The sequence below is a fragment of the Pengzhenrongella frigida genome (assembly GCF_004168625.1).
In the GTDB taxonomy this organism is placed as follows: domain Bacteria; phylum Actinomycetota; class Actinomycetes; order Actinomycetales; family Cellulomonadaceae; genus Pengzhenrongella; species Pengzhenrongella frigida.
This window is the reverse complement of sequence record NZ_SDWW01000018.1, coordinates 28,523-42,478: the sequence shown is the minus strand read 5'-3', so window position 1 is coordinate 42,478 and position 13,956 is coordinate 28,523. Positions and strand designations below refer to the sequence as shown.

At 72.7% G+C, this 13,956-nt stretch carries 11 protein-coding genes; 6 read left to right on the top strand and 5 right to left on the bottom strand.

Annotation, left to right across the window (positions count from 1 at the left end; translation table 11 throughout):
* Positions 1-182 precede the first annotated feature (182 nt).
* The 5 genes from EUA98_RS09125 (at position 183) to EUA98_RS09105 (ending at position 5,326) form a co-directional block, all read left to right on the top strand.
* The gene (locus EUA98_RS09125; protein ID WP_130102370.1) at positions 183-1,826 is read left to right on the top strand and encodes a methyl-accepting chemotaxis protein; all 1,644 of its coding nucleotides are present in this window, start codon (positions 183-185) and stop codon (positions 1,824-1,826) included.
* A gap of 110 nt (positions 1,827-1,936) precedes the next feature.
* Positions 1,937-2,173, top strand: coding sequence for a hypothetical protein (locus tag EUA98_RS09120; RefSeq protein ID WP_130102369.1), 237 nt, complete (start codon positions 1,937-1,939; stop codon positions 2,171-2,173).
* A 60-nt stretch (positions 2,174-2,233) separates the two neighbouring features.
* Positions 2,234-2,578 (top strand): GNAT family N-acetyltransferase, encoded by a 345-nt coding sequence (locus EUA98_RS09115; RefSeq protein ID WP_130102368.1) that lies wholly within the window; start codon positions 2,234-2,236, stop codon positions 2,576-2,578.
* Positions 2,579-2,733: 155 nt separating this feature from the next.
* Positions 2,734-3,555 carry a polyphosphate kinase 2 gene (ppk2, locus tag EUA98_RS09110; protein ID WP_130102367.1) on the top strand — a complete coding sequence of 274 codons (822 nt, stop codon included), beginning with the start codon at positions 2,734-2,736 and terminating at the stop codon, positions 3,553-3,555.
* Positions 3,556-3,616: 61 nt separating this feature from the next.
* Positions 3,617-5,326 (top strand): SulP family inorganic anion transporter, encoded by a 1,710-nt coding sequence (locus EUA98_RS09105; RefSeq protein WP_130102366.1) that lies wholly within the window; start codon positions 3,617-3,619, stop codon positions 5,324-5,326.
* A gap of 29 nt (positions 5,327-5,355) precedes the next feature.
* On the opposite strand, the gene EUA98_RS09100 is transcribed toward EUA98_RS09105, so the two are convergent.
* Positions 5,356-6,267, bottom strand: a complete 912-nt coding sequence (locus EUA98_RS09100) for an alpha/beta fold hydrolase (RefSeq protein WP_130102365.1) — start codon at positions 6,265-6,267, stop codon at positions 5,356-5,358.
* 247 nt (positions 6,268-6,514) lie between these two features.
* On the opposite strand from EUA98_RS09100, the gene EUA98_RS09095 reads away from it, so the two are divergent.
* On the top strand, positions 6,515-7,216 hold the full coding sequence (locus EUA98_RS09095) for an esterase/lipase family protein (protein WP_130102364.1): 702 nt from the start codon (positions 6,515-6,517) through the stop codon (positions 7,214-7,216).
* 35 nt (positions 7,217-7,251) lie between these two features.
* Here the strand turns inward: EUA98_RS09095 and EUA98_RS09090 are convergent, their stop codons facing one another.
* The 4 genes from EUA98_RS09090 to EUA98_RS09075 form a co-directional block, all read right to left on the bottom strand.
* Positions 7,252-8,511, bottom strand: coding sequence for an MFS transporter (locus EUA98_RS09090; protein ID WP_130102363.1), 1,260 nt, complete (start codon positions 8,509-8,511; stop codon positions 7,252-7,254).
* Complete coding sequence (locus EUA98_RS09085; RefSeq protein WP_130102402.1) at positions 8,508-9,167, bottom strand: GntR family transcriptional regulator; 660 nt, start codon at positions 9,165-9,167, stop codon at positions 8,508-8,510. Before EUA98_RS09085 ends, EUA98_RS09090 begins: the two co-directional genes overlap by 4 nt.
* An 81-nt stretch (positions 9,168-9,248) precedes the next feature.
* Positions 9,249-11,201, bottom strand: coding sequence for a YhgE/Pip domain-containing protein (locus EUA98_RS09080; RefSeq protein WP_165372778.1), 1,953 nt, complete (start codon positions 11,199-11,201; stop codon positions 9,249-9,251).
* Positions 11,198-13,915 (bottom strand): MMPL family transporter, encoded by a 2,718-nt coding sequence (locus tag EUA98_RS09075; protein ID WP_130102361.1) that lies wholly within the window; start codon positions 13,913-13,915, stop codon positions 11,198-11,200. The genes EUA98_RS09080 and EUA98_RS09075 overlap by 4 nt, the downstream gene beginning before the upstream one ends.
* Between the last annotated feature and the right edge of the window lie 41 nt (positions 13,916-13,956).

The following is a 13,956-nucleotide window of genomic DNA, read 5'->3' as shown; positions in this document are numbered from 1 at the left end:
CTCGGAGCAGGGGGCTGCGATGGACGACACCACAGGGATCGCCAGCGCGTCCTCGCGCGCCCACGAGCGCCTCGGCAGTGCCGACCTGGCGCACCACCTCGCACGCTTCGATCCGGGTCGACGTCGATTCCCGCACGCGCCGCGGCGCTGTGCCCACCTCTCGAGAACCACGAGGACCAGCCATGTCTGAGAACGTGACGTTTGACGCTGCCGTCGACCCGTTCGTGCGCCGGCCAGGCGTCATCGGCTGGATCGTCGACCAGTCCGTCCGGGCCAAGATCCTCTCGCTGATCGCCGTGCTGGCGGTCGCCGCTGTCGGCACCGGGGTGCTCGCGATCGTCTCCCTGCAAGCCGTCGTGGCGAACACGGACGAGATCGCGCTCGTCCAGAGCGACGTGGCGAACAACCTCGGGCAGATCCACCAGACCCAGCTCAAGGCACGGATGATCGTCGCCCAGCTCGCGGCGATCCAGGGCGACGTGACCGAAGAGACCTGGTTGTCCAAGCAGGCGGACAACGACGCCGCGATGCAGACCCACATGGACGCGTTCGCCGCGAGCGTGGGCGCGTCCTTCCCGAGCTGGGAGCCGTTCCTGGTGGACTACCAGGCGTGGATCACCGCCCGAGACACGAAGCTGGTGCCCGCCGCGGTGGCGGATGTCCCCCGGGCGTACGAGTCGTTGCTGGACATCGCGAGCCAGCCGCTGATCAACAAGTACGTCAACGACCTGGACTCGCTCAACGCCGAGATCACGGACTACGCCGGCACCGTCGTTGCCGGTGCGCACACGAGCTCCACCTCGACGATCCGGCTGCTCGTCATCGTCCTCGGGGTCGCGCTGGTCGTCGTGGTCACGCTCGGCCTGATGATCGCGCAGGCCCTTCGGCGGCGGCTGAAGGGGGTGACGCTGGCGCTCGACGCGATGTCGTCCGGCGATCTGACCGTTCCGGCCCAGGTGCGCGGCACGGACGAGATCGGGCAGATGGCCCACGCGCTCGAGGTCGCGCAGCGCGCCTTGCGGGCGGCCTTCACCGGTGTCGGCGAGACGGCGCAGACCGTGGCGGCAGCAGCGGAGGAGCTGGCTGCGGCGAACACACGGGTGGCTGCGGGGACCCAGCAGACGAGTACCCAGGCCGGGGTCGTGGCCGCAGCCGCTGATCAGGTCAGCAGGAACGTCCAGACGGTCGCCGCGGGCGCCGAGCAGATGGGCGCGTCCATCCGGGAGATCGCGCAGAACGCGAACGACGCGGCGAAGGTGGCGAACCGGGCGACCGGGGTGGCGTCGTCGACCAACGACCTGGTCGCCAAGCTCGGGCTGTCGTCGGCCGAGATCGGCAACGTCGTCAAGGCGATCACCAGCATCGCGGAGCAGACGAACCTGCTCGCGCTGAACGCGACGATCGAGGCGGCCCGCGCGGGTGAGGCGGGCAAGGGCTTCGCGGTGGTGGCGGGCGAGGTCAAGGAGCTCGCCCGAGAGACCGCGCGTGCAACGGAGGAGATCACCCGCCGGGTCGAGGCCATCCAGGTGGACACCACCGGCGCGGTGGCCGCGATCGCGGAGATCAGCGGGATCATCGCCTCGATCAACGACTATCAGCTGACGATCGCGTCGGCGGTCGAGGAGCAGACCGCCACGACGAACGAGATGTCGCGCTCGGTCGCGGAGGCGGCGTCGGGGTCCGGCGAGATCGCGTCGAACATCACGCAGGTCGCCCAGACCGCGGCGACCTCGAGCGAGGTGATGGGACAGATGGGCGAGTCGGTGACCGAGCTCGCGCGGATGTCAGCCGACCTCCGCGCTCGCATCGCGGCGTTCACCTACTGACGCCCCCGAAGGCGAAGACCACCCGTGGGGGCGGTCCGGCGGGTAGCGTTTCACCTGGTTCTGGAAGGAGGGCTCTCGCAGAGGGAGAACTCCGAAAAAGGTGACGACCCATGGAACCCAACGCCGCGCGGCTGGTCTACGGCGCTTCGGTCACGGCGCAGAACCTGAGCGCCGCACACAACGTGTCGGTCGATGAGGGCAGACGCCACGCCGGTGTGTGCGCCCAGCTGCATCTGCCGACCGGGCGGATGTGCACGTTGCCGCACGGGCACCCGGACTCGTGCGAGTTCGTGGCGCCCGACCAGGTGGACGCATCGCTGGCGCGTCAGCAGCGCGTCGGAGACTGAGTACCGTGGCGTACCGCCGCGTGCGCCACGCTCGCGGCGTCATCGACACTCGGGAGAATCATGGACGCCGCCTCCGCCACCATCACCGCCCGCGACAATGCCGTCGCCCAGCGCTACGAGCTCGTTGACGACGGGCGGGTCATCGGCCAGACGCAATACGTCGCCTTCGACGCCGAGTCCGGACCCCAGCGCATCTTCTTCCACACCTCGGTCGACGAGGAGTACGGCGGTCGCGGCCTGGCGTCGATGCTCGCCGCGTTCGCGTTGCAGGACACCGTGTCCGCAGGGATGAAGATCGTCCCGGTCTGCAGCTACATCCGCGGTTACATCGGCCGGAACCCCGATCTCGCCGGGCACACCGTCGAGGTCGAGCCCGCGCACCTGGCCGCGGTGCCCGAGGACTGACGGAGGGGCCGGAGGACCGCCGGCCGTGGGGTAGGACGTGCCACCGCCGGCCGGCGCGTTCGCCTGGGGTCGCCTGCCGGCCGCTGCGGTGATAGGAGTTGATCGGTCCCTGTCCGGCAAGACTCCCGCGGCCGCGTCAACTCGAGGTGATCGGCATGGCAAAAGCGACGTCAGACGACCTGGCAGCAGCACCGGAGCCCCCGGCGAAGATGAAGCGCAAGGCGTACGAACGAGAGCTGGCCGTTCTCCAGGGCGAGCTGGTGGCGATGCAGGAGTGGGTCAAGTCGTCCGGCGCGAAGGTGTGCATCGTCTTCGAGGGCCGGGACACGGCCGGCAAGGGCGGCACGATCAAGCGCATCACCGAGCGGGTGAGCCCCCGCGTGTTCCACGTCGTCGCGCTGCCGACCCCGACCGAGCGCGAGAAGTCGCAGATGTACATCCAGCGGTACGTTCCCCACCTTCCTGCGGCCGGCGAGGTCGTCATCTTCGACCGCAGCTGGTACAACCGCGCCGGCGTCGAGCGCGTCATGGGGTTCTGCACCCCGGAACAGACGAGCAAGTTCCTCGACGCGGTCCCGGGCGTCGAGAAGGCGATGGTCGACTCGGGGATCCTGCTGATCAAGTACTGGCTCGAGGTCGGGCCAGACGAGCAGACGCGCCGGATCGAGAATCGCATCCACGATCCACGCAAGACCTGGAAGCTCTCGGCCATGGACCTGAAGTCCTACAGCCGCTGGTACGACTACTCGCGGGCGCGGGACGCGATGCTGCTCGCCTCGGACACGGCCTGGGCCCCCTGGTACATCGCGGACACCGACGACAAGAAGCGCGGTCGGCTCAACATCATCAGCCACCTCCTCAGCCAGGTGCCGTACACCGCCGCGCCGGAACCCGCGACCAGCCTGCCCAAACGACAGAAGCCCGGTGGCTACCGAGAACCGGTCTTCCCGCTGCACCGCATCCCCACCCCGTTCTAGGGCGCTGCGTGTTCTCGCGCGGTTCGCCGGGTGACGCGACCGGGACGCCGAGGCGGACCTGATGTCCTCGGTGGTTCCCGGCATCGTCACGCTGCGCACCTACGAACGTGCCTGGCTGCCCAAGGACCTCGTCGCCGGCCTGGTCCTGACCGCGCTGCTGGTCCCCCAGGGGATGGCCTACGCAGAGCTCGCCGGCCTGCCGGCGGTCACCGGGCTGTACACCTCGATCCTCTGCCTGATCGGCTATGCGGTCTTCGGCCCGTCTCGCATCCTCGTGCTGGGTCCGGACTCGTCGCTCGGCCCGATGATCGCGGCGACCATCCTGCCGCTGGCGGGCGCCGGTGGGGACCCGGCTCGGGCGGTCGCCTTGGCCTCGATGCTGGCGATCTTCGTCGGTGCGTTCATGGTGCTGGCCGGCACCGCCAAGCTCGGGCTGATCGCCGACCTGCTGTCCAAGCCGACCCGCATCGGCTACATGAACGGGCTCGCGCTGACGATCCTCGTCGGGCAGCTCCCGAAGCTCTTCGGCTTCTCCGTCGATGCGGACAGCCTGATCCCCGAGCTGGTCGGGTTCATCGACGGGGTCGCGACCGGCGAGACGGTCGTGCCCGCGCTGGCGGTCGGGTTCGCGGGCCTGGTCATCATCCTCGTCCTGCAGCGCTGGCTCCCGAAGGTGCCGGCGGTGCTCGCGGCGGTGGTGCTCTCCATCGCCGCCGCGTCGGCCCTCGCGCTGGGTGAGCGCGGGGTCGACCTGATCGGCATGCTCCCCCAAGGATTCCCGGCCTTCACCCTTCCCCAGGTGTCGGCCGCCGATCTGGCCCTCCTCGCCGCCGGAGCATTCGGGATCGCCCTGGTGTCGCTCACGGACACGATCTCGACCGCCTCGGCCTTCGCCGCCCGCAGCGGGCAGGAGATCCGGGCGAACCAGGAGATGATCGGCATCGGCGCGGCGAACATCGCGGCCGGCTTCTTCCAGGGCTTCCCGGTCAGCACCAGCGGCTCACGAACCGCGGTCGCCGAGCAGTCCGGCGCGAAGAGCCAGCTGACCGGGCTGGTCGGCGGCGCGGCGATCGCCGTCATCCTGCTGTTCCTGCCCGGTCTGCTCCAGAACCTCCCGCAGCCCACGCTGGCAGCGGTCGTCATCGCGGCCGCCCTGTCGCTCGCGGACATCGCCGGCACGGTCCGGCTGTGGCACCAACGGCGGATCGAGTTCTCGATCTCGTTGGCGGCCTTCGGCGGCGTCGCCCTGCTCGGCGTCCTGCCCGGCATCGCGGTCGCGGTCGCCCTGTCCATCCTGAACGTGTTCCGGCGGGCCTGGTGGCCGTACCAGACCCGCCTCGGCCGGGTGGCCGGCCTGCCGGGATACCACGACGTGACGAGCTACCCGCAGGCACAGCAGCTCGACGGGCTCGTGCTGTACCGGTTCGACGCCCCGCTGTTCTTCGCGAACGCGCGCACCTTTCGCGACGAGGTTCGCAGGCTCGCCTCGACGGATCCTCGCCCCCGGTGGATCGTCGTCGCGGCTGAGCCGATCACCGACGTCGACACCACCGCGGCGGACGTGCTCGAAGAGCTTGATGCGCTGCTGGCGACGGCGGGCGTCGTCCTGGTCTTCGCCGAGCTCAAGGACCCCGTCCGGTCGAAGCTGGAGCGATACGGCCTGGCGCGGCCGCCCGCCCCGGACCGCTTCTTCCCCACCCTCGAGGCCGCCGTCGAGGCGTTCCGCGCGCAGGCCCCCGGACACTGGAGCGCTCCACCGCCGGGGTCGTGACCGTCGGGCCACCCTTCCGCTGCTCCCGGTCAGTCCTGCTCGAACCGCAGGGCCCGGGCGTGACCGGGCTGGTCCGGGTCGTCGACGATGTCACGACCCTCGAGCCATTCCTCGATGACGTTGGACAGCTCGCCGGGATGGCTGAAGTTGATCGCGTGGGCCGCGCCCTCGATGAGCGCCACCGTCACGTGCTCCGGTGCGAGGGCCTTGACCTCCCTGACCCGGTGCGGGGGCGGCATGAGCGGGTCCCGGTCGCCGAGCACCGCGAGGGTCGGAACGGGGGTGCGCAGCAGGCGTTCGAGCGCGGGGAACCGGGTGAGCTCGCCGAACAGGTTCAGCGCGCTCACCGGGCCGAAGCGCACGTAGTCGGGCACCGCGACCCGAGCCATCCGGGGGTTCTCACGCGTCCCGTCGACCGCGAGCTGACGCAACGCGCGCCCGAACGGTTGGTTGTACATGCCCCCGGCGGGCGACACGAGCACGAGGCGGTGCACCCGCTCCGGCGCGGCGTGCGCGACCTCGAGACTCACCGCGCAGCCCATCGAGTTGCCGATCAAGACGACCTTGGCCAACCCCAGGGCGTCGAGGATCGCCTCCAGGGCGTGCGCCAGCGCGGGGATGCCGAGGGTGTGCTGCCAGCGCTCGCTGCGACCGTACCCGGGCAGATCCGGTACGACCGTCGGCCCCAGGTGAGCCAGCCTGCGCGCGGTCGGCATGAGGTAGGAGCCCGAGATCGCAAACCCGTGAACGTGCACGATCGGGATGCCCTCGACCGCCGGGCCGCGACGGTAGAAGACCCTCCGGCCGTCGACCGTCACGTGCTGGTCGGTCCAGCCGTCGGCATCAGCGACCGGAGCATCCCCGGCAGCGGCGGCCGGCGGCGGCGCGGACTTGCGCAGGCGGGACGGACGACCTGCTGGCCCCTGGCGGCGCGACGTCATGGTGGGTCTCCTCGGTGCCTGTCCGGCGCCGACTGCGGGTTGCCCGGGCCGGGCCGCGACTCGTGGACTCTGCACCCCAGGCAAGCCCGGTGCCGCGCCGATCGCCTCATCCTGATCGGATGGGTCGGCACCCGTCCGGGCCCGCTCTGCGCGGAGCACGGACCTCCCCGGGAGCGCGGACCACGGAGCTTGGGTAGGTTGGCGCCGGTCGACGCCGCACCGAGGCCGCACGGAGGGGGACGCCGCAATGACGACCTGGCTGCGCCGAGCGGCATGGTGGGCGATGGACTACGCGTACGTCGTGCGCTGGCAGCTGGTGGCCGTCACGCGCTGGCGCGCCGTCGGAGAGCTCGACCCGCCGGCGAGCGCCGGCTCTCCCCCGAACCCGACGGTCGTCCTCATCCCCGGGGTGTTCGAGAGCTGGCAGTTCATGCGACCGCTGGCGAACCGGCTGCACCGCTGCGGGTGCCCGGTTCATCTCGTCCCCGCTCTCGGCTTCAACACCGGCCCGATCCCCGACATGGCGCGGGTGGTCGCGGCCGACCTCGTCCGGCACGATCTCACCGGCGTGGTCCTCGTCGCGCACAGCAAGGGCGGCCTGATCGGCAGGTACGCGATGGTCCATCTCGACCCGGACCACCGGATCCGGGCCCTGGTCGCCGTCAACACGCCCTTCGCGGGGTCGCGGTACGCGCGCTGGATCCCGCTCCCGGCCGTGCAGGCGTTCGCGCCGACCGACCCGACCCTCGCCGCCCTCTCGGCCGACGATGCGGTGAACGCGCGCATCACCTCGGTCTCCAGCCGGTTCGATCCCCACATCCCCGGCGGCAGCAGCCTCGCCGGCGCCGCAGACGTCCAGCTCAGGACGCCTGGGCACTTCCGGGCCCTGGGCGATCCCGAGCTCGTCCCGGTGATCCTCGACGCGCTGGCCCGAGCCGATCGGGGATGACCGGCGCGGCCGGTACCCCACGGCCGGTCCGGGACCTATCGAGCGACCGCCGTCGACCCGATGGCGACCGTCGGCAGGTGCGCGCGCCATCCAGAGCCGACCACGACGAGGCAGCCGACGGCGATGACGAATCCCGCACCGAACATCTCCGGGTAGCTCCAGCGCGGGGCCAGGAGCGCGAGCACCGCCGGGATGAAGAAGCCGAGATAGGCGAACGAGTAGTAGACGGCGGTCAACCCGGCGAGGTCGTCGGGGCCGGCGATGCGCCGGACCTCGTTCAGCCCCGCGACGAGCGCGAGGCCGTAGCCCAGGCCGAGCACCGCGGCAGCCGCGAGTGCCAGCGCCAGCGTCAGCTCCGCCGCCGCCGCTGACCCGAGACCCATGCCGGCGACGATGATCACGAGCGCCAGCACCGACGCCCGAGCGCTCCGGGACGTGTCGATGGCCCGCCCGAGCACCTGGATCCCGACCCCGCACCCGAGGGTGAGGACCGTCAGCAGAGCGGAGAAGGCGATGGGCAGGCCGCCGGTGTGGGCGCGCATGAGACCGGGCAGCACCGCGTACGCGCTGCCGGCGCACCCGAACACCCACGGCGCGAGCGGGACGACGACGCGCCGGAAGCGCCGGTGCGCCACGGACGGCACCCGGAGGTCGGCACGAAGCGTGCCGCCCAGCCGCGCGGGTTCGCTGCGACGGGTCTCCGGGGCACGCAGGAGCCACAGCCCGGTGACGACCGTGAGCGCCACGTGGACCAGATAGGCGGTCTCGGTGGGCCAGGGGCCCCACTGCGCGAGCACGCCGGCCACCCCGGCGCCGGCGAGAAAGCCGAGGGTGAGGGACAGCGACGCGCGTCGAGCACCCGCACCGGAGTCGCACTCCCCCGCGGAGAGCTCCATGATCCAGGTCGTGCCGACCGCCATCACCAGACCGAGGGCGAGCCCGCACAGCACCCGCCCCAGGCAGAGGGCGAGCGGCCACGGAGCGCAGAAGGCGAGCACGAGCGACCCGGCCAGGCTGAGCGGTGCCGCGGGCAGCATCAGCGGGCGCCGGCCGTAGCGATCGGACAGCGGCCCCCCGACCAGCAGCGCGGGCACGATGCCGAGCACGTACGCGCCGAGAAGCAGGTTGACGGTGACCGCCGAGAAATGGCTGACGTCGCGGTACAGGACGAGCAGGGGCGTGAACTCGTTGCCGCCCCAGGCGATCGCGAAGATCGAGCTGCCGACGGCGAGCCAGGGCGCGGCCCACCACCTCGCGCGCGTCCCGCCCGGGCTCCGCCACCGGCCACGCGTCACAGCGTCGCCGCGTCGGCCGCGCGCTCGACCAGGTGGGCGTCGCGCAGATGGCGTCGCAGCGCGGCGCCGAAACCCGGGACGTCCCCGGCGCCGACCAGGACGGCGAGCTCGGCATGTCCGCGCACGAAGCCCCGGGCGCGCTCGACGTCGCGCCACAGCGACCGTGCCGTCATCCGGTGCTGACGCTCGCGCAACGACACGCAGAAGCTCGTGAGCAGCGCGTTGCCGCCTGCCGCCACGATCGCGAGATGGAACTCCGTGTCGTGTCGGGAGTAGGCCTCGAGGTCGCCGTCGTCGAGGGCCGCGCTCTGCCGGGCGATCGAGGACTCGAGCGCGGCGCGCAGCCGCGCACGGTCGTCGGCGGTGGCCAGCGACTCGACGGCGTGCACCTCGAGCAGCAGCCGCGCATCGACGACGGCGCGCGCCTCCCCCGCGGCGATCGGCACGATGACCGCGCCGCGTTTCGGGTACAGGCGCAGCCATCCCTCGGCCTCCAGCCGAAGGAAGGCCTCACGGACAGGGGTCCGACTCACCGTGAGCTGACCGGCGATCTGCCCCTCGCTGATCATGCTGCCGCCCGGCAGACGGTCGTCGAGGACCAGTTCCTTGACGTAGCGGTAGGCGACGTCGGCGGCGGAGGGACTCGTGGGCAACATAGACACAACATGAGTCTATGGTGCCCCGCGGCCCTCACCGGACAGCCGTGGCCGCGGCCGCGACGGGTCAGGCGGGGACGGTCAGGCGGGGACGGCGACCAGGTCGCGCCGCAGCCGCGCCACCGAGGTCTGCTGCCGGCCTCGGGCCACGAGGGTGCTCACGCCGAGCGAGACCACGAGCCATCCGAGCAGGCTGGCGACCACGGTCGAGAGCGAGCCGACCTGCCCACCGAGGGTGAGGTGGGCCAGCCCGTCGACGACGAGCGGGACCGGGAGGACCCCGTTGAGGGCGCGGAAGACCGCCGGTGCGGTCTCGATCGGCACGATGCCGCCGAGCGCAGCGACCTGCGCGCCGAGCAGCGCGATGGACACCACCCACCCGGTGCGTCCCCAGAGGGCGACCAGCGCCTGGTTGATCGCCGCGAACACGACCGCCGCGAGCGCCGTCAGACCGACGGCAGCCACCGGCGACACCAGCGAGATCCCCAGCAGCGGCAGGCTCGCCCCGAGCACGGCCGCCTGCACCAGCCCCCAGACCGCGGACCGGCGCCAGCCGAGCAGCGCGACCCCGGCCGCGGAGGACGGCGCCGCGAGCTTCCGGGCGGGCAGCGCCTCCAGGACGAGCAGGCTGGCGAACGCCCCGAGCCACAGCACCAGCGCGACCACCAGGGGGGCGGAGTCCGTCGCCCCACCGGGCGAGGCGTTGATCCGCGAGGACTGCGCGACGACGGGCTGCACGACGACGTCGGCGAGCACCGCGCCGTCCGCCCCCGTGAGGTCGGGCACCCCGCCGGCGGCGTCGCTCAGTCCGGCGGCAAGATCCTGCGCCCCGACCGTCAGGTCAGTGGCGCCGGTCGCGAGTCCCGTCGCCCCGGTGCTCAACGCGGCGGCCCCGTCGGCCGCCTGCCCCGCACCGTCGGCCAGGGTGCCGACGCCGGTGGCCAAGGCGCCCGCGCCCGCATGCACCGATGCCGCTCCCTGGGCCAACGCGGTCGCACCGGCACCCAGGGTGCCGATGCCGTCCCGCAGGGCAGGTGCTGCGGCGGCGAGGCTCCCGGTACCGGCTGCGACCTGGTCGGCCCCCGCGACCAGCGACCCGGCGGACGACGCAGCGCTGCCCAGCTGGCCGCAGAACTCCGCGGACGGCGTCACGAGCGAGCACTGCTCGGCCAGCGCCGCCAGGCCGGTCGCGAGCTCGCCGAGGCCGCCGGCGACCTGGGTGGCGCCGGTGGCGAGGGTCTGGGTGCTCTGCGGCAAGGTGGCGGCCTGGGTCCCGAGCGTGGTCACTCCGGCAGCCAGGTCCGCGGCTCCGCCGGATACCCGCCGGGCGCCGGCGGCCAGGTCGTCGGCCCCGGCGGCGAGGTCGATCGCCCCGGCGGCGACCTCGCCCGTCCCGACCGCGAGCTCCCCCGCGCCGGCCGCGAGGGTGCCCGCTCCCGCGGCGAGGGCCGTCGTGCCGTCCCGCAGCTGTGCCCCACCGTCCGCGGCCTCGCCGAGCCCGACGCTCAGCTCGCTGAAACCGTCGAACGTGGAGACGAGGAAGCCGGTGGTGATCTGGCGGCCCACGCTCGCCGCGGCCGCGTCCGCGACCTGGTCGGTGAGCAGCCCGACCAGGACGCTGGCGGAGTCGTTGCTCCGGACCTGGATCGTGGCGGGCTCGGCGGTGCCCTCGCCCCGGCCCGCCTTCGACAGTGCGGCGATCGTGGCGGAGAAGTCGGCCGGGATCGTCAGGACCGCCTGGTAGGTGCCGTCGGTGAGTCCCTTCTCGGCATCCCCGGCATCGGTGAGCTGCCAGTCCAGCGTCTCCTCGGCCGGCGTCTGCGGCGAGGTCAGGGCCCCGGCGAGCAGGCGACCGGCGGCGATGGTCTGCTCGTCGTCGCCCTCGGACGAGGTGACGATCTGGTCCAGGTTGACGACGGCGGCCGGCAGCAGGGCGAGGTTGTCGGCCCGCCCGCTCAGGGACCACAGGGCCAGCACACCGCAGACGGTCGGCAGGAGCAGGACGGCGGCGGCACGGGTGATCGGGCGCTTCACGGCGCCACCTCCTCGAGGACGGACGGGTGTGGTCGCCGGGGTGCGACCACGAGATAGGCCGGCACCTGGGAGAGGGCTGCGGTCCGCCCGGCGCAGCCGACGACGACGGTCGTGCCGGCACGGGCGAGCGCGACCAGCTCGGCCCAGGTGGTGCCGGTCGGCCCGCCGGTCTCGTCCTCCGCCACGTCGTCGACGACGACGAGCCTGCGTCCGTGCACCGAGGACAGCGCCGGGGCACCGGGGCCGGCGAGGTACGGCACCCGCGCCCGCACCGCGGCCGCCTCGTCGGGCAGCACCCGGCCGAGCACGACGAGCGTGCCGGAGCTCGGGGCGAGCCGGCCCGCCACGACGGCGAGCAACGCCCGCCGGGCGACGGGGTCGGCCTCGGCGACCACCAGGATCTGCCCCCGGCGGGCCACGGCACTGACCGGCCCGACCACGACGGCGCCTGCGTCGTCGTGCACGGTGACCTCGTCCAGCCGGACGTCCGCCTCGCCGTGGGTGCGCACCCAGGCCTCGTGCGCGAGGTGGTGCTCGAGGGCCGCCCCCTCGACGTCGAGCGACGGCAGACGGCGGTCCAGCCACCCGGGCAGGGCCCAGGCGCGATCGCCGAGCAGCGCGAGCACGGCCGGCACCAGGGTCATCCGCACGAGGAAGGCATCGACGAACACGCCGACTGCGAGGCCGAGCGCGATGGGCTTGACGGTCGAGGTGGCGGTGGGGACGAAGGCGGCGAAGACGCTGATCATGATGATCGCGGCCGCCGTGACGACCCGGGCGCTGGCCCGGAAGCCGCTCCGCACGGCCCGCTGGGCGGTCGATCCGTGCACGTAGGCCTCACGCATCCGCGAGACGAGGAAGACCTCGTAGTCCATCGCGAGGCCGAAGAGCACACCCATGAGGATGATCGGCAGGAACGAGATGACCGGCCCCACCTTGGACACGTTGAGCAGGTCTGCCGCCCACCCCCATTCGAAGACCGCGGCGACCGCGCCGAACGCCGCCAGCACGGAGAACACGTAGCCGATGGTGGCCTTGAGCGGAACGGCGATGGAGCGGAAGACGACGGTGAGCAGCAGCAGGGAGAGCCCGACGACGAAGAGGCCGAACGGCAGCAGGGCGTCGGCCAGCCGGTCCGAGACGTCGATCGTCACGGCCACCTGACCGGTGACCCGCAGATCGGTGATCCCGTAGCGCTCCTCGAGCACGTCGCGCTGACCGCGGATCTCCGCCACCAGCGCGGCCGTGGCCGGGTCGGCCTGACCGGTCTCGGGGATCACCTGGACGATGCCCAGGTCGGCGGTCTCGTTCGGGGTCGCCAGACCCACCGCGGCCACCCCGTCCAGGCCGCGCAGGTCGTCGGCGAGGTCCGCCATGACGCCGACCGGGTCGGTGGTCCGGATGATGTCGACGGTGACGAGCAGCGGGGTGTTGTAGCCCGCCCCGAAGGCGTCGGCCACCAGGTCGTAGGTCTCGCGCTGGGGGGTGCCGACGTCGGCCGTGCCGTTGTCCGGCAGGCCCAGCTCGAGGTCCTTCGCCGGGATGGCCATCGCCAGCAGTCCCACCACCACGAGCACGACCGTGAGCACCGGCACGCGGGTGACCAGGGCGACCCACCGGGCGCCCAGGGTGTGCCGCACCCTGCCCCCTTGCGTCGGCTCGTCGCCGCTCTGCTCGACCAGGGCCCGGGCCGCCGCGCGCGATCCCGGTCGCGGCCGCAGCCGCTCCCCGGACGCGGCCAGCAGGGCGGGCAGGGCCGTGAGGGCGACCAGGACCGCGATCGCGACGGCGAGGGCGGCCGTCAGGCCCATGACGGTGAGGAACGGGATCTGCACCACGAACAGGCCGCACAGCGCGATGATCACCGTCGCCCCGGCGAAGACGACGGCGCTCCCGGCGGTGGCCACGGAGCGGGCGATGGACTCGATGACGTCCATCCCGGTCGCCAGCTGGCTGCGGTGGCGCGAGAGCACGAACAGCGCATAGTCGATCCCGACCGCGAGCCCGATCATCAGCGCGAGGGTGGGCGCGGTGCTGCTCACCGGCGTGGCGGCGGCGATCGTGAGCACGGCCGTCATCGCCACCGCGATCCCGAGCACGGCGGTGAGCAGGGGCAGCCCCGCGGCGAGCAGCGAGCCGAACGTGATCACCAGGACCAGCAGCGCGACCACCAGCCCGAGCCCCTCGGACGGGGAGATGTGCACGCTGGTCTGCGTGAAGACCGCCCCGCCGATGTGCACCTCGAGGTCCGAACCGACCGGCACGGCGGCCGTCTCGAGCGCCGGCACCGTCGCCGGGTCCAGGTCCCCGAGCCGCGCGCTCAGCTGGACGGTGGCGATCGCGTGCGCGCCGTCGGCGGACACGTCGAGCGCGTTCGCGGGGTCGAACGGGTCGGTGACCGCCACGACGTCGGGCACCTCGCGGACCGCATCCAGGACCGCGGTGACCTGGTCGGTGTGCTCGGCGATCGACTCACCGGCCGGCGCGACGAACAGCAGCTGCCCGCTCGTGCCGGCCACCTGGGGGAAGCGCTGCGCGAGCACGTCGAGACCGTCCTGCGCCTCGGTCCCCGGGATCGAGAGGCTGTCCTCGAGCTCTCCCCCGCTGACCACGACCGCGCCGCCCAGGGCGGTCAGGAGCAGGACCCAGACGATGAGCACGGACCGGCAGTACCGCGCCATGGCCCGGCCGAGTCGATACAGCTGCGAGGACATTCACGGGCTCCCGACGTGCGACGGCATGCGTCGCCCAAACT

What these genes read in the sequence shown, in the direction of transcription:
- EUA98_RS09115 (WP_130102368.1), top strand. Translation starts at nt 2,234, where the DNA reads ATGGACGCCGCCTCCGCCACCATCACCGCCCGCGACAATGCCGTCGCC.
- EUA98_RS09075 (WP_130102361.1), bottom strand. Translation starts at nt 13,915, where the DNA reads ATGTCCTCGCAGCTGTATCGACTCGGCCGGGCCATGGCGCGGTACTGC.
- EUA98_RS09095 (WP_130102364.1), top strand. Translation starts at nt 6,515, where the DNA reads ATGACGACCTGGCTGCGCCGAGCGGCATGGTGGGCGATGGACTACGCG.
- EUA98_RS09100 (WP_130102365.1), bottom strand. Translation starts at nt 6,267, where the DNA reads ATGACGTCGCGCCGCCAGGGGCCAGCAGGTCGTCCGTCCCGCCTGCGC.
- EUA98_RS09120 (WP_130102369.1), top strand. Translation starts at nt 1,937, where the DNA reads ATGGAACCCAACGCCGCGCGGCTGGTCTACGGCGCTTCGGTCACGGCG.
- ppk2 (WP_130102367.1), top strand. Translation starts at nt 2,734, where the DNA reads ATGGCAAAAGCGACGTCAGACGACCTGGCAGCAGCACCGGAGCCCCCG.
- EUA98_RS09125 (WP_130102370.1), top strand. Translation starts at nt 183, where the DNA reads ATGTCTGAGAACGTGACGTTTGACGCTGCCGTCGACCCGTTCGTGCGC.
- EUA98_RS09085 (WP_130102402.1), bottom strand. Translation starts at nt 9,167, where the DNA reads ATGTTGCCCACGAGTCCCTCCGCCGCCGACGTCGCCTACCGCTACGTC.
- EUA98_RS09105 (WP_130102366.1), top strand. Translation starts at nt 3,617, where the DNA reads ATGTCCTCGGTGGTTCCCGGCATCGTCACGCTGCGCACCTACGAACGT.